The organism is Paenibacillus sp. J31P190 (assembly GCF_059692075.1).
Genome location: NZ_JCAUAS010000001.1, coordinates 569502 through 592575, shown reverse-complemented (window position 1 = coordinate 592575; position 23074 = coordinate 569502). Strand labels below are relative to the sequence as shown.

Sequence of the window (23074 nt, the reverse complement as noted above, 5' to 3'; positions counted from 1 at the left end):
AGGATCCCACCTTTCTTTAATAAAGGGCCGCATTCTCATGGTAAAAGGTTGTTTGCTTCACAGTGGAAGCGACCAGCTTGCCTTTCTTCCATACGTACCGCCTAGGGGCGCGTTCGTAGACAACACTTCGTAGGTCAAATGCATCACATAAGACAAGATCTGCGTATGCACCAACTTTTAAGCCATAATCATCGATCAAAAGGGCTTGTGCGGCGCGAGTTGTTGCCATCTGGGCGATCGTGATCACGTCCTGTTTGGAACCCATGTAGGCGGTTTGGGCGAGAAGTAGTCCTGTATCCAGGGGGTCCGCGGTGCCGAAGGGGGTGAAAGGGTTTTGAATATTATTGCTTCCAAAGATGACATTAGCGCCTTGCTCTAATAGTAAGGAGACAGGAGTTAATCCGCGGCGGGGGCGATGATCGTCACCTCGGCCGTTTAAATAGAGATCTGTTGCTGGCAAACACATGACGTGAATACCGGCATCTGCAATTGACTTGCAAATTTCTTTGGCTTGCTCGTAAGGGAGGGATCCTAGAGATGTGAGGTGTCCAACGCTGACGCGCCCCTGCATGCCGTACTCGTGCGTCATTCGAATGATCGTGAGAATCGCCAGCATCTGCGGGTCGTCGGAGAAATCCACGTGCAAATCCAGAGGCTTATTGAAGGTATGAGCTAAGTTGAAAACAATACTCAGATGTTTTTCGAGATCCGGATCTTGGTACGTAATGCCGCCGACCACATCGGCTCCATCCTGTAAGGCTGTTCTCAACAGTTCTTCTGTACCTGGCTGTTTAATGATACCTTCTTGAGGAAAAGCGACGATCTGTAAGGTTAGGGCGTCGTGATAACGCTCTTTCAGCTCCAACATGACTTCGAGGCCGATGAGGTTAACGATAGGGTCAATCTCTACGTGACAACGCATGTGTGTTACACCGTGAGCTATCGCTTGTTGAATCACTTGTACAGAGCGTGTCTCAATATCTTCTTTCGTGAACGTGCGTTTCAGCTCCAAGGTCGATGCCATGGCTTCCTGTATCGTGAGGGCTTCATCTTTCATTTGATTTAACAAAAAAGCTTTATCCAGATGGATGTGCGGTTCTATGAATCCAGGGAGTAGTACGCGTCCGTGTGCTTCTATGATGTTTCCTCCGCGGTAGGAGTCAGGCTGATGCTCACTCAGGAAAACAATCCTTCCCGATTGAATACCGACATCCATGAATGTGCTGAAATGAGGATTAGAGAAACCTTGGATGATCAAATCTGGCTCCATGCCGCTTCACCTCGTGACTGTGTTAATTAATCTAACGTTTAAAATTGATTTGTTAAGTGAATTATAGGTCCGTTATGTGAAATAGGTCAATTTAATGTCAGGATAATTGTATATTTTAATAAAATAAGTCCTGAAATTGTGATTTTGTAAATTTGAATGTAGGAATAACTCACATATCATCCCTCTTTTCTCGTTTTAAAATAGAGCTCTCTTACGGGAATTCTGTTCTTCAAACCGTCATCTTTCCAACCTGCAATCTGACCTCAGTTCTTTGTCCCTCTTTTTACGGCTTCATGCTGATCATTTCGAGCTTATCCACAAAGTTACCCACAATATCAACATGTCCACAGAGCAGGCTGTGTATAATAAATCAGACATTCTATGCACATATCCACAGGACAAGTTACCCACAGCTAAGACGGCTTCTAACACGGAGAAGAACTCCTGCAAATTGACGCTATTGAGCGGATTCAGGGTATTTTCTTGGATGGTTTTCCCTTGTATGGCAAGTAGGTGTATGGTAACTTAGGTGCAAGGTTACATTAACTACCATATGGTTAAAAAGTTGTGGAGGTATTATGAAGAAAATTTTGAGCATTTATTTAACGGATCTTAGGAACTTGTGGAAAGTGCCCACAGGTCTTTTTCTTATGATTGCACTATCCATTTTACCGTCTGTGTATGCCTGGATTAATCTAGAGGCGATGTGGGATCCCTATGCCAATACGTCTGGTATCAAAATTGCTGTAACAAGCAAAGACCAAGGGGCAGTTGTCGAGGATAAATCCATTAATATCGGTAATGAAGTTGTGGATAATTTGAAAAATAATCATTCCCTAGGTTGGACGTTTGTGAACGAGCAGGAGGCTCTGAACGGTGTTGAGCGAGGGGATTATTACGCAAGTTTGATCATTCCGGACGATTTTTCGCGAAAAATAACGAGTATTGTGGATGGATCGATGGAAAAGCCGGAGATTTTATATACAGTAAATGAGAAAATCAATGCGGTTGCGCCCAAAATTACGAGCAAAGGCGCTTCCAGTGTGACTGCGCAAATCAGCGAAAATTTTATTAAAACGGTGAGCACGTCTGTTTTGACGCGAATGAAAGAGCTCGGTATCGATTTGGAGAAAGAGCTGCCGACAATTCGGAATATGGAGTCAAGGATCTTTGAGTTGGAAAAGCGCTTGCCGGAGATTACAGCTATGGGAGATAAGGCGCTTGAGATTGAGCAGAAGCTGCCCGAAATCAAGGAGAAGGGGCAGAAAATCGTTGAGCTAGAGAAACGGATTCCCGAAATAGATCGAGCCGGAGATACGATTCTAAAAATTGAAGAGCGATGGCCAAAGATTGAATCTGCTGCGCAAGAAGTACTGGTCATTCAGCAGAAACTGCCGGAGATCCAGCGGGCCGCTGATCGTATCGCAGAACTGGATCAGAACTTCGGCAAGGTCGAAGAGGCTCTAAACACAGCGATTGATAAATCACGCAAGGCGGACGAAATAGTTACCGCGGCGTTAAACACTCTGCCTAAAATAGAGGCCATTGCTGCGCAAGGTGGTGCGTTTGCAACCCAATTGGCCAGCTTTTTACAAAATAATGATGCGGCGTTCCAAGCGCTTATCCCTGTCGTGAAGCAGAATTTGATCTTGCTTCAGCAAACTGCCGATGCGGTAACTCAGCTTACTGGCTTGCTCCAGGATGCTAATCTTGATCCGCAGAAAGCTTTGGCTGCTATAGGGCTGCTCACGGATCGCCTTACTGCGGGAGTGGCAGTCATCGACCGAACAGTTGACCTGCTTACGCGTTTGAACACTTACTTACCGAATGGCCCGCTTACCGATTCCATAGACCGTTTGAACAGTGTTAAAACCAAGTTCAATAACCAACTTCAAACGTTAAGTAAGATCCAATCGGCCATTCAGCGCGGGGAGAAGCCTGCGAAAGACCTTGTGGATAATTTGAACACATTGTCCAAAGAGGCGAGCAGCGCATTAGGCAATATCTTGTCGCGCTATGACTCGGAAATTGTTCCTAACATCACCAAAGCACTGGATCAGATGAAATCTATCGCCCAAAATTCAGCTGCTGTGCTGCAGACACTGCAGTCCCAATTGCCGAACATCAAAGAGATCTTAGTGGACGCGCAGAGCGGCATTCATTTCGCACAAACTCAGCTCGATATGCTGCAAAAGGATCTGCCGAATATCCGCGCGAAGGTACATGAAGCGTCAACGACCCTTCAGACCAAAATGAATGAGTTCACCAACGCAATCAATGAAGCCGCGCCGTTCGTTCGCAATGATCTTCCCAAAGTCGAGCAAAAGCTGCATGAGGCAGCAGACTTTGTGCGCAATGATTTGCCGGCAGCTGAGGATGAAATCCGTAAATTATCTGATCTGTACCAGACGAAATTTCCGGAGGTCGAGAGTGCCGTTCATTTAGCGGCCAACCTTGTGCGCAACGATCTGCCAGCATTTGAGGTGGCAGTCCGCAAGGCTGCGGATCAAATCCGTAAGGTAGAAGGCGGGGGTAGTATCGAAGAAATTCTGCGACTGCTGCAAAATGATATTCAGAAGCAAAGCGATTTCCTCGCGAATCCTGTGCTGATTAAAGAAGATAGGCGCTTCCCTATTCCGAACTATGGTTCGGCGATGTCGCCCTTTTATACAACGCTATCCCTGTGGGTAGGCGCTATGCTGCTTGTTTCGATGATGCGAGTAGATGTGGATAACCCGGACGGCCTGCTGAAGCCGCACCATATCTACTTTGGACGTATGCTCATCTTTCTGACGGTTGGATGTCTCCAAGCCATTATCGTCACGCTCGGCGATATGTACCTCCTGGGCACATATGTTGTGGATAAGTTTTGGTTCATTATCTTTGCCATTCTCATCAGCAAAGTGTTCATAACCATCACGTATACATTGGTCTCCGTATTCGGGAACATTGGCAAAGGAATTGCGATCATCTTCCTTGTGCTTCAGTTTTCCAGCTCTGGAGGAACTTTTCCGGTTAGCACAGCATCGCCTTTTTTCCAAAAACTTAACCCGCTCGTGCCGTTCACTTATGCGGTAGGTGTCATGCGCGAGGCGGTTGGAGGCATGCTGCTCTCCGTGGTGCTTAGGGATGTGTTCTACCTCTGCGTGTTCATTGCGATTTGCTACGTCATTGCTCTGGCGCTGAAAAAGCCGCTTAGCGGCTATACGAAGAAAGTTGCGGAAAAAGCGAAGCAGACGAAGCTGATTTCATGAAGATAGTTAGACGGCTGAGCGTGCGCTATCTTTTTCTAAAAAAGAAAGGGGATGAATGGGTAAACCCGCTTTGCGCACCTTCCAAAAAGCTTGCCGACGCATCCAAAGAGCTCGACTACTTGAAAGATAAAGAGGTCCCCTTGAATGAGGCTATTGCTACAACAGAATCTTTCTTAGGAGACAATACGTCCAATCGCTGGATTATCATCGCCATCTTTGTTGGTTTGATCGGGGCTATCTTATATAGAATTCTACGTTATAGGAAACGATTTAACAGAAATAAATAAGCATTTACTTGCTTCACTAGCCTTTTCAGACTTGTGCATAGTCACAGGTCTTTTCTGTGCATTTTTCCTTTTTGCAAAAATAGAACTTAGACTTTGGTCTAGGTTTTTTCGCGACCTTTGGCTAACGAAAGACAGTACCTTAGTGCGTTAAGAAGTTAGTAGATCTCTTTTATAATGAAGATAACGTAAAGGAGAGCGAGGAATTGATGTGAAAAAAACTTCGTGGTGGTCGTATATAATGGCTTGCAGCGGCTTGCTATTGATCCCCCTAGTGGGTCTCATCTACATTCATCTGAATCAGGCGGACGGGGTGGCTTACAGCCTAGTTACTGATTTGGATCGGCAAATTCCGTTTATGAAGAGCTTCGTTATACCTTACCTGTCTTGGTATGGGTTTCTGTTGGTTGGGTTCTTATATTTGGCTTATAAGGATCGCAGCATGTACTATAAAACACTTTTTCAGTTCATAATGGGTCTTCTCCTGTGCTATGGGGTATATGCTATATATCAGACGACTGTTCCTCGGCCGGAGCTAACCGGAAGCGATTGGCTGCTGCGGATGGTACAGTGGGTGTATCGCTCAGATCAACCGTTTAACTGTTTCCCAAGTACGCATGTGTTAACTTCGTATTTAATGATGAAAGCCTATTTAAGATCAACAACTATATTTTGGCCCTATAAAATAGCTGTTACGAGCATGTCACTGCTCATTATTGTATCGACGCTGCTCGTAAAGCAGCATGTTCTTCTGGATATCGTAGGTGCTGTACTGGTTTCAGAGGGTGTCGTGTACGTTGTGGAACGTTTTAGAATTAGTTTGCTGAAAGATTCGGTGGCTGTGAATACGCAGCAGCGAAAGTTAGAAGGGGGACTTAGAAGATGAAACGTAGGGACAAACTATTAATCCTAACAGGCAGCCTAGGGGACGGGCATAATAAAGCAGCGCAAGCGATTCTGGAAGCTGCACGGTTTTATAAACCGGATGTGGACGTGAAAGTGGTTGATTTCCTAGAGTGGACGCATCCTTACCTGCATTCGGTGGGCAAATACTGCTATATGCAGTGGGTGAAAAGTCTGCCTTCGGTTTACGGGTATTTGTACCGCAAGACGCGAGAGGATAATACATTGTCCCATATGTTCAAAAAGATGAAATCGTTCAGCACCGATAGGATGCTGGAACTGCTGGACGAAGAGGAGCCGACGGAAGTGGTGTGCACCTTTCCAGGAGCGGCAGCGGCGATGTCGTACTTAAAATGTAATGGACTGACCACGGTGCCTACTGTGACAGTGATGACCGATTATACAGATCACAGTTACTGGGTTCATCCCGGTACGGATCGTTATCTGGTTGGTGCCGAGCATGTGAAGCAATCACTTCTGCGTTACCGGATTCCGGAACAACGTATTATGGTGACGGGTATTCCGATTCGAAGGCCTTTCACACAAACGTATGATCGTAACGAGCTTCGTGATAAGCATGGTTTGCATCGTGATATGCCTACTGTACTGGTAATGGGCGGCGGGCATGGTTTGATTGGCAAGCAGTTCAAGTCTGTGCTGCAATCAGATGATTTGGCGGTGCCGGTGCAGTTTGTATTCGTATGCGGACGCAACGAGAAGCTGAAACAGCAGTTAGAGGAGGAGTTAGGGGGCGAAAAAACGCGTCATCGCGTGATGGTAACAGGATTCGTGGACCATGTCCACGAGCTGATGGCTTTATCCGATCTGATCGTAACGAAGCCGGGAGGACTCACCGTATCTGAGGCGCTCGCACTCGAGCTACCGATGATGCTGTACAAGCCGATACCTGGTCAAGAGCAGGATAATGCGGCATTTCTTGTTGGCCTTGGAGCGGCGATTGAAGTGAAGAATGCCGTGGAGCTGAAAAGACAGTTGCTTGAGGTTATCGCCAACCAGTCTTTGCTAGTAAGACTTAAAAAGAATGCCAAGCTTAGTCAGCAGAACCCAGATGCTCTTCACGCGCTGAATGCGATATTGGATACTCACCACCATTTCATCCCTGCACTAGATGGCCTGCAGCTAGCCTATGCAAATGTGTGATGCATTGGGCCATCAACAACGAATGTAAAGTTAGTATTGTTTTGGGAGTCCCTTTGTCCCTCTTTTTCCCCTTCGAAAAGCACCGTACTTTGGCTCAAAATGTACAGGTGCTTTTTTGCTGTCAAGTTTGGTGTCAATTTGAGGATTGCGGAGATTTTTCTGGTTTAAATCTGTAGATAGGGGATTTACTTGACAAGCCGTTGTTGTCAACGTAAGTGGGAAACCCAGTGAAAATGGACGGTTGGCTGCTGCCGCTACTTGCGCTTCGCGCCGGACCGTGGCCAGCCCCGAGGTCGGCGCCATTGCCAGTACCACGTCCGGAACCATGACCGGCGCTAAGGCCAGTGCCGTGTCTGGCACCACGGCCGGTACCAGGGCAGTACCGTGGCCAGTACCGTGGCCAGTACCACGGCCCAACGCCGCGCACTTGAGGCTCATAAACTATACGATCCTATTTATCCTCATGCATCGTGACCACGATGTCTTGCTCGTAATTTCCAAATTGCTTGCCGAACAAAGTGATGCCGCCGCAGTTTGTTGAGTCTTCTAAGGATGCAATTCGAAATTGGATGTCTTTTGCAAAAGAAATATTTAAGTCTTGGATGGTAATGTCAGAAATCTTCGTTCCGTCCAAGAAAGAGCCTTGCGGATTGACGGTGATGATTTTCAAAAGACCGTGCTGAGTGAAACCATTTCCCCACCAATCCGGGGATAGCACGCCTCTTTGCTTGCCAAAATCACCAGGACTCGTCCACTGACCTAGGGGAGTTTCGTTGATAAAAAAAGAAATATCGGATGGCCAATTCTCGTTAAACCCCGGGGCCTCCGAACAGATTTCAAAAGAAATTTCCATCGAGCGAAGCTTCTGATTGCTGTGAAAAAAGTTAGGAATTCTATATTCGACATAGCCGCTCCCGAACCAGAGGATGCCGGCATGCACATGCTGGGGGTCCGCGAAATATCTGGGGTCATCAATGACACCAATGATTTGCGTAGGCGAAGCCAGGCCACACGTAGGCCTCACTTCGAAAGATGAGTATTGGCCAACCGGAATTGAAATCGTATTTGTCGGATGTTCATATGGTCTCTTTGCTTTGAACTGAAGTGTCGCAAGCTCGAGCTGTAGATAACATACTTTCTGTGTCCCACGAACACCTGTCATACTTTCGGACGTAACAATTCCGGCTTGTTCTAGCTTCTGTATATGCTTAGTCACAATAGCGGATGAAATCTCCAGGCGCTGTGATAATTGCTTGATGTTCAAAGGTTCTTCACCCAGCAGCTCAATGATTTTCACTCGCGTCTCCGAGGAGAAACATTCTAGGAAGTACATATTTTTGGTCGAAACCTCTATTTGCATAGTGGAACCTCATTCTTATGTTTTTATTCATTGTATAACTTGAAGGTTAATTAAACAACGTTAAAACAGTATTTAAACAGCGTGTTCTACTCAACTTGCACTACATTGTTGCATTTCGTGGGTCTTAGCAGAGTACTGCGACGTTTTGCTCAATTCCGATGCCTAACTCAGATCCTTCCACTCGCCAGAATGATGTATTTTGTGCAACAATTCGCCGGTTTCCTTGGACAAATTGGCTTTTTGTTGTACTGCATAAAACAATTTGGTGGGAATCGCTCAGAAATAGGCGACTTAAGCTCAAATTGTTGTACGAAATACAACAGTTGCAAGCTACAGTGGCGTGAGGCAGATGTATTGTTGCACTAAATACAACTTGGACTATCGTGAACTCGGAAATCAATTATCGGGTCCAAACTGGTGGTGGAAACCCAACTGCTAGATGCTAAGTAAAGTTATCCGAATTGATGTGTGTTTGAGCAGCGGATGCTCAATATCATTGTCCCCAACTGGTGGTTGATACCCGACAGTGAGACCGAGTAGTGGAAATGAGACGAATACTTGTTGAGTCTGTGCATCATTGCTAAGTACGAATGCATCAGACTTAAGCGACTAAATCAAATTCTGCCACGCTCCCTCCTTCAGCTTATAGTAACAGGTATATTTACCGCCTGTTATTGAGCGCAGGAGGCCCTTTTCGACTAAACAATATAGCCATTTACGTGCTGTACGAAAATTTACGTCACTATTCAGGATGATGTCTTTGGGACGAATCGGCTTGCCTAGGTTTACTGCTAACCTAAGGACTTCCTTTTCTTCTGGAGAGATGGAAGTGGCTGCTAAATTGCGGAGGAGATGGGGGCCGATGACCAGCTGGAGCAGCATCCGGCATACTTCGGGCCGGTTCTGGATATCGTCGAAGGAGAAATGAATCATTGTCCACCCCATTCCAGTAAGGAATGTATCTCGGTTCAGAGCGTAACTGAATTTCTCGCGGTCCATATCTTTGATATGGCTTTGATAGCCGTCGCACTCAATGTCAAAACGACCGAATGGGGTGAGGTAAACGCCTCCTTATAAAAGAATAAAAAACGCCCTTGCGCCACATGGCTCAAGGACGTTCTTCGTCTAGCAAACATTATAACATTTTCTTGTAGATAAGTGAAAAGACTCTTGCAGAGAGTGTAAGTATTCACTAACAGGGTATCTTTTTAATTTTCTATCCCAGCGCTTTACAAGAATCGCGCTCAATGAGTTTTCCATAGATGGAAATCTTCGCAGGGCTTCCGCCGAAGTCAATTTTGCGAATGAGAAAATCCACGGCTTCATAGCCGAGCTGTTCCCTCTGCACCTGGATCGTCGTTAAGCGAGGAGCGATCATTTGAGCTGCTTCAATGTCGCCAAACCCAACAACAGAGATATCCTCTGGCACCTTGTAGCCTTTGGAAATAAGGGTCTGGATGAAGGAAATCGCAATGCGATCATCCGCACAAAACCAGGCTGTTGGCATGGAAGTCATCGCATCGAGATGATCTGCTAACTGGGCAGGGGTGGAATTTTGCTCCTCCAGCGGTGAGAGATTGACGATACGGTGATTCATATCGATTGCCAGCTCTGCATCGGACATAGCATTTTGGTACCCGGACCAGCGTTCTTTGAAGCTCTTCGACGTACTAATCGCACCGATAAAACCAATCTCTTTGTGACCATTGTCAATAAGATGGGTGACGATTTTGTAAGCCTCCTCGGCATTCGCTGTCACAACGGCGTCAAGCTGTAAGCTGTCGTAATAGTGATCCACCGTAACGAGGGGAATCCCCAAGTCAAAAAGCATTCGAACATAATTAAGGTGAAGAACACCAACTAGGAGTATGCCTTGAAACTCTATTTCATGATAAAGCTCCGGCAGGTTGAGTTGATCCTCCATTTCTTGTGTGACACCGCAGATAATGGCGTTGTAGCCATTATCTTTGGCTCTTTTTTCTATGGACCAGAACACTTCGTAGTAGAAGATTTTATCATTCCGAATGTTTTCAGGGATTAAGACGAGCAGGTTGCCGCGTTTCTTTTTCGTTTTTGTATCTGTTCGGTAGTTCAACTGATTAGCTGCTTCGAAAATACGATAGCGTAATTCTTCGCTGACGCCAGCTTTATTATTAAGAGCCAAGGAGACGGCATTCTTGGAAATGCCCAACTTATCGGCAATGTCTTGCATGGAGGTTTTCGAGTTCATTTATGTATGGCCCCTTGAGAAGTATGTAGATCCTGTTTGTATTCTATAATTACAGCAGTCCATTTGTAAAGGTAAATCAATTAATTTATTGCTTTACAAAAAAACATTGTCAATGTTGTTATCTAGAGCATTAGTTTCTATTAATGAATTCCTCAAGTACATCTAACTTTACAGATGAAAGCGGCCCTGAATTATCGAAATAGAGAATCGAAGAGGGATCAATTACCCATTTGATTTCTCTGAGAACGAGCGACTGGCTAAAATGCTTCCAGTTGTCCAGCTTCCAAACATCCAAAGCGGATCCTCTAGTTCGAATCCGTTCTTGGTAGGCATTCTCGCTTTGTAAATAGACAAAAACAACCCTAACGCACACATCGTTAATCGTAGCACCAATATTCGAAAGTTCCTTTTCCAGCCATAGTGGATCTGCCAGTTCTTTGGTGAAAGGTCCGACTACTATGGCATCCAATCCTAGCTCGAGATTCTCAAGTGCTGCGTCCATCGTTATGCGGTATCCCAAATCGCGACAGTATGTCTTGTATGTGGGGGAATCCCGGTCGTTCGGGTCTTGTCCGGCAAGGGTCATGATCACTTCTGCCGCTGGTCGGAGAAGCGTATCCATATCCAGAAAAGCTCCGCCGTGCTTGCGTGCCCATGCTTTGGCGAGTGTCGTTTTCCCTGCACCGGCAGGACCTATGAAAAATATGAGTTTTCGCATGCCTAACCTCCGAATAATGATTCCCTTTAAGGGGATTTGTACGAATATTGTAACATATGGGGCTCAAATCACATGAAATTCAGCAAACGTTCAGCTAATATTAAGGTTCTATTAAGGTTTAAGCCATATTTACTTCACACTTATAAAGTAAAATACATAGCACAGGGGGCTAAAAACCATACTGGAAGGAAAGATAGAGATGAATAATAAAAATAAACCACTTGTCGGAAGTGGAAATAAAACAGCAGCCCTTTCTTTGTCAGCAACTGGAACCCAAAATAAACAAGTTCATATTTTGAGCAAATCGATTCCACAAATGACCATCACTTCTGATAGTATTTCTGAAAAAAGGGCTAATGATTGGCCTACCCAAGTTTGGAAAACGTCTACACCAGAGGCGCAAGGGATGAACTCGGCTGGGCTAGCCAAAATGCTCGAAGTTTTTCGCGACCAGCAGGTACATAGTGTGGCGGTTATTCGTAACGGACATTTGGTTGCTGAAGCTTATAATGAGAGTACCCAAGCTGATTTGCCGCAAGATGTGAAGTCCGTGACCAAAAGTGTGACGTCCGCCTTGATCGGTATTGCCTTGTCTGAGCGTAAGCTGATAAGTCTGGATCAGAGGCTTGCTGCTTTTTTTCCTGAGTTAGAAAGTGATCCGCTGAAGTCAAAGATCATGTTAAAGCATTTGCTTAACATGACCTCGGGGCTAGCGTGGAACAATGAAAATGAACAATCCTCAACCGAAATGATGTACTCATCGGACTGGGTGCAAAATGTGCTGGAACGTCCGGCTAAGAATCAGCCTGGTGCAGTATTTAACTACAGCAATGGTGATGCGCATCTACTGTCTGCTGTACTGCAAAAGGTAACGGGTGAGTCCATGTTTGACTATGCCAAATCCCGCCTGTTCGAGCCGCTAGGCATAACAGATGTAAACTGGAATCATGATCCTGGCGGCTGTACGATTGGGGCTTGGGCTCTGGCTTTAACGTTAAGAGACATGGCCAAAATTGGCTATCTGTATCTGAAGGAAGGCCAATGGGAAGACAAGACCATTTTTCCGAAGTCATGGGTCCGGGAGTCTGTGACTAAGCGCATATTCCTCAATTACAGTAATGGTACACAAGGCGGTTACGGCTATTATTGGTGGTCCAAGCCTTTGGCTCAGGGGCTAGTCAGAGGAAGCAAAAAGCAGCATGAAGTGTTCTATGCATCTGGTTCAGGCGGAAGACGCATATTTGTTGTCCCTGATCTGCAATTAGTCGTTGCAGCTACTGCGCATTCGGCGGATGTGGACATGCCGGAAAATCTGCTGAACCATGTGGTTCAAGCGATTAGATCGGATAAGCCGATTCAAGAGAATTCGGATGCTTTTGCTGGGTTGGGTCAGGCTATTGAGGCTTTTAAGTTGGGATTAGAGTAGTAGATAAAGCTATAATAGAAATAATGAAGGAGCTGCCGTGGCAGCTCCTTTTTGCTTTTGCAAATTAAGTGAGTGGTAGTCGTAAAAGTTCAGGGATATAATGGAATTAATTGAATTTATAATTTAGGGTTAAAAGTTATAAGAAATCGGTGCAAATCAGATTTATAAGCATTAATAACTACAAAAGAATTGAGGACAATATATGAAAGCTCCTTTTAAGGAAATTTTAAAATCGGAAGATGAAATCAGAGAACTAATAGGCTTTCCAAGTGATCTTGTAAAGCAAAAAGTAATTAACAGTCTAGATAAACATTGTCAGGATTTAATAGGTTTATCACCTTTATTATTTTTATCGACTTCAGATGAGCATGGTTATTGTGATGTTTCACCAAGAGGAGATGCTCCCGGTTCGGTACTTGTTCTTAATGAAAGATATTTTGTTATTCCAGAAAGACCTGGGAACCGCAGGATTGATTCACTAAGAAATATATTATCGAATCCTCATGTTGGAATCATCTTTATCATTCCTGGGCTGGAAGAAACATTAAGAATTAATGGGCGAGCATTTGTGATTAAAGATGAAGGAATTCTAAAGCAGATGAGAGCTAAAGAAAAATACCCTTTATTAGGAATTGGAGTAGAAGTTGAAGAATGCTTCATTCATTGTGCTAAAGCATTCAAACGTTCTGGTATTTGGGATAGTAAGTCTTGGCCAGTAGAGGACTCTTTACCATCAATTCCAAGAATATTGTCAGAACATGTGAATTCAACACAATATACCATTGAAGTAATCACTAAGGGATTACAAGAGAGCTATGAGAAGAGACTGTATTAAACTCAAGAAGCGCTTCAGTTTATAGAGCAATATAACATATATTTTGAAGATAATTTAAAATAATATGAGGTGGAACTATGCTGGATGAATTCACGAAGAAACGATTGGAAAATGTATGGAAATAAAGATTGCGAAAGTTTGAAGACCCGCGACAATGCATTTATAGAACTGAGGTAAACCATGAGGAGAATGATTTGTCTTATTCTTTCTGTATTCGTACTATCAGGTTGTCATACATACACTCTTCAAGACGCAAAGAAGAATGGGGATATTATTGTAGGTCATCTGGGGCCAACGAACTTTGAAAAGATTGATTCTTTTATTACAGATTTTGATAAGCATAAAGCATCTAAACTTAGAATTACTAGTTACTCAGTGGAAGGGGATCCAATATTGAGCGATCTCTCTTATGATGGGAAGCAAATTAATTATATTTTTGATAACTCAAGAGATAAACATGGTGGGAAACAAAAAGGGAAAGATACAACCCCGTGCAATAATATTGAAAAGAGAAGTGTAACGAGAGAGGACAGTACAAAAGGATTTGAATATATCTTAACGGGTTGTAAGGAGATTATTGGTTTCCACTCGGGCGATAAAAATGAAATTTTCTTAATGTTTAAAGCGCAATAATTGTTTCGTGGTCTGCATCCTTCAAGCTCCCTCAAAGGGGCTTTTTTTTGTTCCCGAGGCAAGATGTAGTAATATAGGAAGAACAGCAAGAAGAAGGGGAGTTTATTCGTGGGGATAAGAAGTTTTACGGATTATAATTTGAGTGAAGATATCGTACGGGCGCTTCAAAGCTTAGGATACGAGCAGCCGACAGATGTGCAGAATGAAGTGATTCCTATCGCGCTGCAGGAGAAGGATCTCACGGTTAAGTCACGAACGGGAAGCGGGAAGACGGCGGCGTTCGGCATACCGATTTGTGAATTGGTGGAGTGGGAAGAGAACAGGCCGCAGGCGCTGATTTTGACACCGACGAGAGAGTTGGCCGACCAAGTGAAGCAGGATATCACGAATATCGGGAGATTCAAGCGGATTAAAGCGGTGGCTCTGTATGGGAAGCAGCCTTTTGCCAAGCAGAAGATTGAGCTGCACCAGAAGTGCCATGTTGTTGTTGGGACGCCTGGCCGCGTGCTTGATCATATTCAGAAAGGGACGCTGGACCTGGAACGGCTGAAATATCTAGTCATTGATGAAGCGGATGAGATGCTGCGGATGGGCTTCATTGAGCAGGTGGGAGCGATTATTGATGAGCTGCCGACGGATCGCATGACGATGTTATTTTCGGCAACTCTCCCGAATGATGTGGAACAATTATGCCATCGATACATGCATAACCCTATTGATATTGAGATTCAAACGCCGGAGGCGTCCAAGGTTCAGATTGAGCATTCTATCATAACAGTTCGTGAAAACGATAAGTTTAATGTGCTTAAGGATGTTTTCGTGGTGGAGAATCCCGATAATTGCATCATTTTCTGCCGGACGCAAGAGCATGTCGACTACTTATTTAGACAGTTGGATCAGCTAGACTATCCGTGCGACAAAATCCACGGTGGTATGATACAGGATGATCGATTCCTTGTCATGAATGCTTTTAAAAGAGGGGAATTCCGTTTCTTAATTGCCACGGATGTCGCGGCGCGAGGGATTGATGTGGAGGATATCACGCATGTCATTAACTACGATCTTCCGCTTGAAAAAGAAAGCTATGTCCACCGAATCGGAAGAACCGGACGTGCAGGGAAAACAGGCAAGGCGATTACGTTTGTTACGCCAAATGAGGACAAGTTTCTAGCTGATATTGAAGGCTATCTAGGATTCGAAATACCGAGAAAAGACGCTCCAACGGTGGAAGAGGTTGCTCTTGGACAACCGGCTTTTGATCAGAAAATGCAGGCCACACCTGTCATTAAGAGAGATAAAAGTGACCAACTGAATAAGGGAATCATGAAGCTCTATTTTAACGGTGGCAAAAAGAAAAAGATTCGGGCTGTAGACTTTGTGGGAACTCTGGCCAAAATTGAAGGTGTGACGGCTGACGATATTGGTATCATTACGATTCAGGATAATGTTTCGTATGTGGATATTTTGAATGGTAAGGGCCCGCTGGTGCTCAAAATCATGAAGAATACGACGATTAAAGGCAAGCTGCTCAAGGTGCATGAAGCGAATAAGTAGATTTACGATCCGATTAGCCTCTTAGGCTTATCGGATTTTTTGCCGTTTGAGGAATGACCACCGCCATGCGGCGGTGCTACAACGCGCTCTCAGAATTCGCGCGCAAGGGGAAAAGGGGGATTGGGAGGCTGGCCCGATGGCCTTATCTCGGTCTATAGGAGCGAAAGTTGTACAACGTACAACAATTTCGGAGGTTTCACCGCCCCTAAGTTGCTGATGTTGTATTCTGTACAACAATTCAGCCTCATTTCCTTCAAAAAAGCTGCTTTTGGGAGAAAATGTTGTATTTTCTGCAACAATCGCAGGGATAACGCGGATTAGCCAGCTTATTGTTGTACAGCATACAATATTGCTTGCAGAGCAGAATTGTATTGATCAAATATGGCTTGAGCCCAAAAGGGGGAGAAGGAGGAGCCTACGCTCTTTGCTGGATAATGCTTAAAGTGTGCAACTTAACTTGCTCCGCATCGATCGAGACAAATGGCTCATTCTTTAGAACAGCGTAAGACATTCATCCTTGTATCCCCGCCAAATTGCATCCCACAGGTTAAAATTTTACCCAAAGGGGTCAATTAATTGACTTACCGATCCTTCTCCACCAAGGTAGACTAGAGAAAACACGACGTGGGGTGAATTTCATGGCTACCAAAATACATGCACAAGCAGGCACTATTCCATCCGTACAAGTGAAGCGGAAGCGGTCCATGCAGCAGGTGCGAGAGGATCTGGTCGGATACGCATTCGTCAGTCCCATGATACTTGGATTGTTTATCTTTACCTTATTTCCAATCGTAGCGTCCTTTTTTCTAAGTTTTACGAATTGGAACTTTGTTGCCGGATTTTCTAAAGTGAAATTTCTCGGCTTAGATAACTTTGTTAAGCTTGTTCATGACTCAGTCTTTCTTTTATCCCTTAAAAATAACCTGATTCTTATGATTGTCGTGCCGTTAACCTTGATCTCTTCGCTCGTTCTGGCGGTTATCATCGATAAGAAAATTCATTTTAAAGACCTATTTAAAGTTATTTATTTCATTCCTTATATTTCGAGTGTTGTTGCTGTAGCTATCGTGTTTCAGGTGCTATTTCACCCAACCTATGGACCGATTAATCAGATATTAATCGACTGGGGGATGGCGAATCCGCCCAAATGGCTAGCTGATCCGGATTTTGCTTTATATTGTGTGATGGGACTTATGATCTGGGTGAGTATCGGATATAACATGATTATATTTATGGCCGGTCTTCAGTCGATTCCGAACGATCTTTATGAGGCAGCGGACATTGACGGGGCATCCAAGTTAAAGCAATTTTTTAGCATAACCGTGCCGCTCCTATCACCAACTACTTTCTTCTTACTTGTAACAGGCATTATAGGGACATTTAAAGCGTTCGATGTTATTTCCGTTCTAACAGGCGGCGGTCCTGCGAATTCAACTAGTGTAGTCGTATATCGTTTGTATGAAACAGCTTTCGTTAATCTACAATCCGGGTATGCCTCCGCTATGGCTATTGTGCTGCTGGTGTTTGTCCTCCTGATTACACTCGTTCAGTGGTTTGGACAACGTAGATGGGTCAATTACTAGAGAAGAAGGAGGAGTGACCGATGGACAAGTTTAAAAATGTGAAAAAAACGCTGCTAACTATCCTCATGTTTATCATAGGCATAGTGTTCATGTCTCCCTTCTTATGGATGATATCCGCATCTATGAAGCCGGAAGCAGATGTATTTCTATATCCCATTCAGTGGATCCCGAAGCATTGGAATTTGATTGAAAATTATAAGGCGGTTTGGTCGACGAAGTTCTCCTTGTATTATTGGAATTCTATCAAGGTTTCGGTCTTAACTACGGCGCTTTCCGTCCTGCTTTCTGCCATGGCAGCCTATGCCTTCTCGAAGATCAAGTTTCGCGGCCGTCATGTGCTTTTTATTCTCGTGCTGGCGATCTATATGATCCCCAGTCAAGCGATACTCGTTCCGCAGTTTCTATTGTTCCGCTGGATGGGCTTGTTCGATAGTCACTTTGGTTTAATTTTGCTTGGCTCCTTCAGTGTTCTCGGGACTTTCATGCTGCGCCAGTTCTATATGGGCATTCATGATGAGTTTATCGAGTCTGCGCGCATGGATGGAGCGGGTCATGTTCGAATTTTCTTCTCTATTTGTACACCGCTTGTACGACCGGCGATCGCGACATATGCGATTCTGCGTTTTATCTGGACATGGAACGACTACCAGAACCCGCTCATTTTCTTAAGAACGAAAGATTTATTCACACTGCCTCTTGGCATCCGATCCTTCGCTGATTTGAATGGAGAGTTCTACTCCCTTATTATGGCTGCTTCTGTATCGGCAATCGTACCTTTACTTATCATTTTCATCATTGGTCAAAAACAAGTTATCGAGGGAATCTCGATGGGTGGGGTTAAAGGCTAAAGGTTAAAAGGTCAAAAAATGAGTGCATGAGGTTAAAATAGTGCCTCGTGTGCTCCAAACAAGTTTGTTACGATCGATCATGTAAAGGTTTTCAAAATAACGAATACAACTTGGAGGGGTTCCTATGAAAAAGAGTTTATTAGTACTAAGCGGTGTCCTAGCAATCAGCACTGCATTAGCAGGCTGTGGCAAAGGAGATACACCAGCAGCGGATACAGGTAAAGAAGCGGCAAGTGCGGCTCCTAAAGCTCCGGTTACAATTAAAGTACAAGGCTGGTACACCGAGGCTCAAGGGAACTGGAACGCGACTGTTGAAGCTTACAATAAAACGCACCCGAACGTAAAAGTTGTTTATGAAAGCATGTCCGAGAAGGGCGATTCCCAAGAAGGGATGAAAAAGCTTGATCTATTAGCCGCTTCCGGTGAGCAAATGGACGTTGTTATGTACTCAAGCGCACCCGAATTCGCTCAACGCATAGGAGCAGGTATCTTGGAGCCGCTTGATGATTATTTGAAGAAAGATAACATTGTTGTTAAAGATGAATATAAACTTGATCCAGTCGTAAACGGCAAATATTATGCTCTGCCCGGTAAAATGGCTGAATGGTTTGTTCTATTGAACAAAGATAAATTGGATGAAGCGAAACTGCCTGTGCCAACAGAGTGGACCTGGGATGATTATGCGGAGTATGCTAAGAAATTGACCAAGGGTGAAGGCGCAGCCAAGCAGTACGGATCCTACTTCCATACATGGAAAGAATACGCGGAATTAGCACTGAACAGCGACACGGATAACGCTTACCTAGTGAAACCTGACGGTACACAGAATATCGATAATCCAAAGGTTCGTTTCTCCCTCGATTTACGTAACAAAATGGAAAATGCGGACAAAACATCCGTTCCTTACTTTGAAGTTGTATCGCAGAAAATGGCTTACCGTGACGTTTTCTATGCTGGTAAAACAGCGATGTTAGCAACAGGTAACTGGATGGTAGGAGAACTGGCGCTGAATGCGAAATTTAAGACAGTGTTTGCTCCATATCCGAAGTACGACGCGAAAGATGCGAACGGTCTAACGATTGGAGGCGCGGACTTCGTCGGTGTCGCAGCAAATTCCAAGAATAAGCAGGCGGCATATGACTTTGTGAAATGGTATACGACCGAAGGAATTCAAACACAGGGTCTGTTCTTCTCTGGTTGGAAGAAGGCCGATTTGGCTAAGAATGTAGATTCGATTCTGAAAAATGGTAAACCAGAACAAGCTGCCATGATCGATAAGGATTCATTGCTAGCTACGTTGAAAGTAAATAAAGCAACGAAGCTTGTTATTCCTCCAACATATGCGCTGCAACAAGAGAAGGAATTCTTAACGCAAGTTGAGCTGTTCTTGACAGGCAAGCAGGATCTGGAGAAGACGATTCAAACGGCAAAAACGAAAATTGAAGATATCCGTAAGAGCAATGCCAAGTAGTAATTAACGAACCGTGCACCATTCCTGATATAATTGAAAGAGGAGGCCTAGGGCTCCTCTTTTTCCCATTTCATCGATTCAACCGAAAGGCAGGAGAGTGCAGTGCCGAGCTGGCTTCGTACCTTATCACTACGCAATAAATTGGTGCTGACGATTCTGATTTGTCTCGTTCTCCCTTCCATCGTTTCCATGAACGTCTCCAGTCTGCTAACACGGGATGCTGTGAGGTCGCAAGTGGCTGATAACTCGCAGGAATCGATGCGGATCGTCAATCAAATCGTAAACGGACAAATGAAAAATATGCTTTATGTGATGAATTTCATTCAATTTGATGAGGATCTGCAGCCTTCTATTCGAGAGTTAGGCCGGGCAAATGACCAGACGGATAAAGGGGATGTCTTGGCTAGCAAACAAACGATAATCAAGAAAATGACAACGGTCATCAATTCATTTGGTAATTTGTACGTCACACTTCTTTTGCCCAATGGTGAATATGTGGCTTCGTATTCAACCTTTGCTTTTAACCCGAATGAATTCCTGCAAAAAAGTTGGTTTAGCGATGTGGAAAAGGCGTCCGGCTATAATGTCAAATGGATAGGCGCTGAACCCAATTATAGTCAAGCAACCAATCAACCTTATTTATTGGCGGCAGCAAAACCGCTACGTACAAATGGACTAACGTACGGTTATGTGGTTGTTGGGCTGGAATTAAGTACAATTCAACAGTTATTTGATCAATATAAAAATAATGAATCGATGGTCATTGTTGACGGTCAGGGGCGTATTCTGGTTGATAAAGACTCCACCACCATCGGCCATCCGTTTCCTTACTATGATCAGCTTCCGGCACAGGATGGATCTTCTTTTGTAAAGGTAGATGGAGAAGATTACATATTGCATAGCAATCATTTAACACCCGAATGGAAGCTTGTTAATATGAGTCCTTATAAAAGCGCTGCCCACAAAATTGAGTCGTTCCGAAAGACTGATTTTCTGATTCAGTTATTCTTTTTAATCCTATTCGCTGTAGTGCTCCTTTATATGGTGCGTACGCTTACCAAACCGATTGCGCGGCTTGTCCAAACCGTAGTCCGAATTGAATCGGGTCAACTGAGTGAGCGATCCAACATCAGCGGGGGAGATGAAGTAGGGCGGCTTGGTTATGTATTCGACCGAATGATCGACCGTATTGAACGGATGTTAGAAGAGAACCGCCGCGAACAAGAGCTAAAGCGTAAGGCGGAACTAGCGATGCTGCAGGCGCAAATTAATCCGCATTTTTTATTTAACGTACTTAATTCAATTCGTCTGAAAATCATGATGAAAGGTGATTCTGAGAATGCGGAGCTGATCAGTTCGTTGTCATCTCTATTACGGATGACGATCAACCGCAACAATGAATACATTTCGCTGCATGAGGAGATTGAGATTAACGAGCATTATATTCGACTTTTAAATTCTCGGCACGGTGATCGGGTACAACTGCAGATTTCTGCAGCTTCAGACACCCTTCTTTTTGAAATACCTCGGTTTTTATTACAACCGCTAATTGAGAATGCTTATATACATGGGCTTAAAAGTAAGTCAGGGGAAATTACCATAGCCTCGAGGATTTGTGAGGATGGGAGGTTGCAAGTGGAGGTTAGAGATTCGGGTGTCGGAATGCCCCCTGAACGTTTAGCAGCACTTCGCAATCATTTGGATGTCGTTCCTACCCAGCAAATTCAAGAAACTAGCAGCCCATCCTTGTCAGGCATCGGTATACACAATGTATTTGAACGGCTTCGTTTAATATATGGTCATCGTTTCGATTACGAAATCGAAAGCGGACCAGATCAGGGAACGCAGATTGTGCTGCGATTTCCTCAACAGGCAGGAAAGGAGGGTTAACCATGTACTCTGTTATTATTGTGGATGATGATTTACCTGTGCTTGAATTTCTGAAGGCTTCAATTAAGTGGGCAGAATTAGGGTATACGTTGACGGGCGCTTACGAGAATCCATTGGATGCGCTCGAAGCAGGACGCCAGGAAAAGACGGATGTGCTCATCAGCGATATTGGCATGCCTGGCATGAATGGGCTGGAGCTCATTGGGCATCTGCGTGAGGTTCATCCTCACGTGAAGGCCGTCATTCTATCCTGTCACGATGATTTTCACTATGCGCAAACAGCGATGAAGCTGTCGGTAAGCGAATATATCTTGAAGGAAACGATGAATGTTGGCAATATTTCCGAGTTGCTGGGAAGGCTGAAGGAACAGCTGGACGCGGAGGTCCAAGTATTGTCGAAGAGCCGCAAACTCGAGAAGGAGGCTTATCAACACCGCGGGGCGACCAAGCGTCAATTTATCCGCAGTACGGTGAATGAGCCCTTGTTTGATGCGGAAGAGTGGACGCTGAAAGCAGAAGGATTCGGTATTCGACTTGGAAAACAAGGCGTACTACCAGTCTTTGGTTACGCGAATCGTGTGAAGGAGGCAGACAATCGCTTTCAATCCAAGGATCTGTTTGAATACACCATCCAGAATATTGTGGAAGAGCTGCTTGTCGATCAGAAGGAGACAGCGCTTTTCACTTATGATACCGGAGAATTTGTTTTGTTGTTTCCACATTATTCAGAGCTTCACGTCAACAACAGCCTGAAAGTGGAGCAGACACTAAGACAGCTGCAAAGCAGCTTGCAGCAATACACGAAGCTTTCATTTACCTTTCTAACGGGAAGTCCAGTCAAAGATGCACGATCCTTGAAAGACCAGTTGATTCGAATGGTCGAAGGGAAGAATCTGCGATTTTATTTGCCGGAGTCATCTATCATTAAATTGAGTCATGTCAGAGATGAATTCGGGGACGGAGGGTTGCTCCTCGCACAGTACTCGGAAGCACTTGATGAGTTTCGTAGTGTCGTTTTCGATGAACGATTGGATATGATCGATGGGTTTGTCTCGAGGTGGATAGATTTTATCCAATATAACCGGTTTCGCCCGATGGAAGTAAAGGAATGGCTGCTGAAGATGATTCTCGACGTACGGATGCGCCTCAAGTCGCTGCAGCATTACCAGTCAACCTTCTCTTCGGAGCTCTTGCATCATGATGTTCATGAATTGTCGTCCCTCCGTGAGCTTGAGCTATGGCTCAAAGATTACCTTCAGCAGGCTATTCAATGGGCAGGCCAGGTATATCGCGAGTCTCACAACCGTGAAATTCTAGAGTGTCAACGCTTCGTATATAATCATCTGCATATGAAAATATCCCTCGAAGATGCAGCCACCTTTCTTCATCTGCATCCAAGCTATTTAAGCCGATTGTTCAAACGGGAAACCGGGGAGAATTTCATTGAATACGTTACACGGCTGAAGATGGAAAAAGCGAAGGAGCTTTTGGAAATTACCGACAAGAGTATTGAACAAATTTCCGATATGCTGGGTTACGAGAATAAGAATTATTTCGGTAAGCTGTTCAAAGCGCATACAGGATTTGTGCCGAATGCTTATCGTGGACAAACGAAAGCGAATCAGCCGTCTTAGCTATCGGAACCGGAATTTCT

General features: G+C 44.5%; 18 protein-coding genes. 14 read left to right on the top strand and 4 right to left on the bottom strand.

The features are described 5' to 3' along the window. Positions 1–16: 16 nt before the first annotated feature. The gene (locus tag AC58U0_RS02455; RefSeq protein WP_497377458.1) at positions 17–1270 is read right to left on the bottom strand and encodes an amidohydrolase family protein; all 1254 of its coding nucleotides are present in this window, start codon (positions 1268–1270) and stop codon (positions 17–19) included. Positions 1271–1848: 578 nt separating this feature from the next. Here AC58U0_RS02455 and AC58U0_RS02450 point away from each other — a divergent pair. From AC58U0_RS02450 to AC58U0_RS02435, 4 genes are all read left to right on the top strand, one after another. Continuing rightward, the gene (locus tag AC58U0_RS02450) at positions 1849–4524 is read left to right on the top strand and encodes a YhgE/Pip family protein (RefSeq protein WP_497377457.1); all 2676 of its coding nucleotides are present in this window, start codon (positions 1849–1851) and stop codon (positions 4522–4524) included. Beyond that, the gene (locus AC58U0_RS02445; protein WP_497377456.1) at positions 4521–4811 is read left to right on the top strand and encodes a hypothetical protein; all 291 of its coding nucleotides are present in this window, start codon (positions 4521–4523) and stop codon (positions 4809–4811) included. Before AC58U0_RS02450 ends, AC58U0_RS02445 begins: the two co-directional genes overlap by 4 nt. Positions 4812–5019: 208 nt before the next feature. Continuing rightward, entirely contained in the window at positions 5020–5694 is a 675-nt protein-coding gene (locus AC58U0_RS02440) for a phosphatase PAP2 family protein (protein ID WP_497377454.1), read from the top strand. After that, positions 5691–6872, top strand: a complete 1182-nt coding sequence (locus AC58U0_RS02435; RefSeq protein ID WP_497377453.1) for an MGDG synthase family glycosyltransferase — start codon at positions 5691–5693, stop codon at positions 6870–6872. The genes AC58U0_RS02440 and AC58U0_RS02435 overlap by 4 nt, the downstream gene beginning before the upstream one ends. Positions 6873–7323: 451 nt before the next feature. Here the strand turns inward: AC58U0_RS02435 and AC58U0_RS02430 are convergent, their stop codons facing one another. Further along, entirely contained in the window at positions 7324–8232 is a 909-nt protein-coding gene (locus tag AC58U0_RS02430; protein ID WP_497377452.1) for an ArsR/SmtB family transcription factor, read from the bottom strand. A gap of 852 nt (positions 8233–9084) precedes the next feature. Between AC58U0_RS02430 and AC58U0_RS02425 the strand changes: the two genes are divergently transcribed. After that, a complete protein-coding gene (locus AC58U0_RS02425; RefSeq protein ID WP_497377451.1) occupies positions 9085–9309 on the top strand; it encodes a hypothetical protein in 225 nt (74 codons plus the stop codon). 139 nt (positions 9310–9448) lie between these two features. On the opposite strand, the gene AC58U0_RS02420 is transcribed toward AC58U0_RS02425, so the two are convergent. Next, positions 9449–10462 carry a LacI family DNA-binding transcriptional regulator gene (locus AC58U0_RS02420; RefSeq protein WP_497377450.1) on the bottom strand — a complete coding sequence of 338 codons (1014 nt, stop codon included), beginning with the start codon at positions 10460–10462 and terminating at the stop codon, positions 9449–9451. A 130-nt stretch (positions 10463–10592) separates the two neighbouring features. Then, entirely contained in the window at positions 10593–11180 is a 588-nt protein-coding gene (locus AC58U0_RS02415; protein ID WP_497377449.1) for a P-loop nucleotide/nucleoside kinase family protein, read from the bottom strand. Between the two features lie 199 nt (positions 11181–11379). Here AC58U0_RS02415 and AC58U0_RS02410 point away from each other — a divergent pair, with 199 nt between their 5' ends. From AC58U0_RS02410 to AC58U0_RS02370, 9 genes are all read left to right on the top strand, one after another. Beyond that, entirely contained in the window at positions 11380–12606 is a 1227-nt protein-coding gene (locus AC58U0_RS02410; protein WP_497377447.1) for a serine hydrolase domain-containing protein, read from the top strand. A 202-nt stretch (positions 12607–12808) separates the two neighbouring features. Next, entirely contained in the window at positions 12809–13441 is a 633-nt protein-coding gene (locus AC58U0_RS02405) for an MSMEG_1061 family FMN-dependent PPOX-type flavoprotein (protein WP_497377446.1), read from the top strand. 180 nt (positions 13442–13621) lie between these two features. Next, a complete protein-coding gene (locus AC58U0_RS02400) occupies positions 13622–14074 on the top strand; it encodes a DUF4362 domain-containing protein (protein WP_497377444.1) in 453 nt (150 codons plus the stop codon). A 108-nt stretch (positions 14075–14182) separates the two neighbouring features. After that, the gene (locus AC58U0_RS02395; protein ID WP_497377443.1) at positions 14183–15628 is read left to right on the top strand and encodes a DEAD/DEAH box helicase; all 1446 of its coding nucleotides are present in this window, start codon (positions 14183–14185) and stop codon (positions 15626–15628) included. A gap of 638 nt (positions 15629–16266) precedes the next feature. After that, positions 16267–17211 (top strand): carbohydrate ABC transporter permease, encoded by a 945-nt coding sequence (locus AC58U0_RS02390; RefSeq protein WP_497377442.1) that lies wholly within the window; start codon positions 16267–16269, stop codon positions 17209–17211. Positions 17212–17231: 20 nt separating this feature from the next. Further along, the gene (locus tag AC58U0_RS02385; RefSeq protein ID WP_497377440.1) at positions 17232–18059 is read left to right on the top strand and encodes a carbohydrate ABC transporter permease; all 828 of its coding nucleotides are present in this window, start codon (positions 17232–17234) and stop codon (positions 18057–18059) included. A 124-nt stretch (positions 18060–18183) separates the two neighbouring features. Then, positions 18184–19530, top strand: a complete 1347-nt coding sequence (locus AC58U0_RS02380) for an ABC transporter substrate-binding protein (protein ID WP_497377439.1) — start codon at positions 18184–18186, stop codon at positions 19528–19530. Between the two features lie 102 nt (positions 19531–19632). Beyond that, positions 19633–21420 carry a cache domain-containing sensor histidine kinase gene (locus AC58U0_RS02375; protein WP_497377437.1) on the top strand — a complete coding sequence of 596 codons (1788 nt, stop codon included), beginning with the start codon at positions 19633–19635 and terminating at the stop codon, positions 21418–21420. A gap of 2 nt (positions 21421–21422) precedes the next feature. Then, positions 21423–23054 carry a response regulator transcription factor gene (locus AC58U0_RS02370; RefSeq protein ID WP_497377436.1) on the top strand — a complete coding sequence of 544 codons (1632 nt, stop codon included), beginning with the start codon at positions 21423–21425 and terminating at the stop codon, positions 23052–23054. Positions 23055–23074 lie beyond the last annotated feature (20 nt).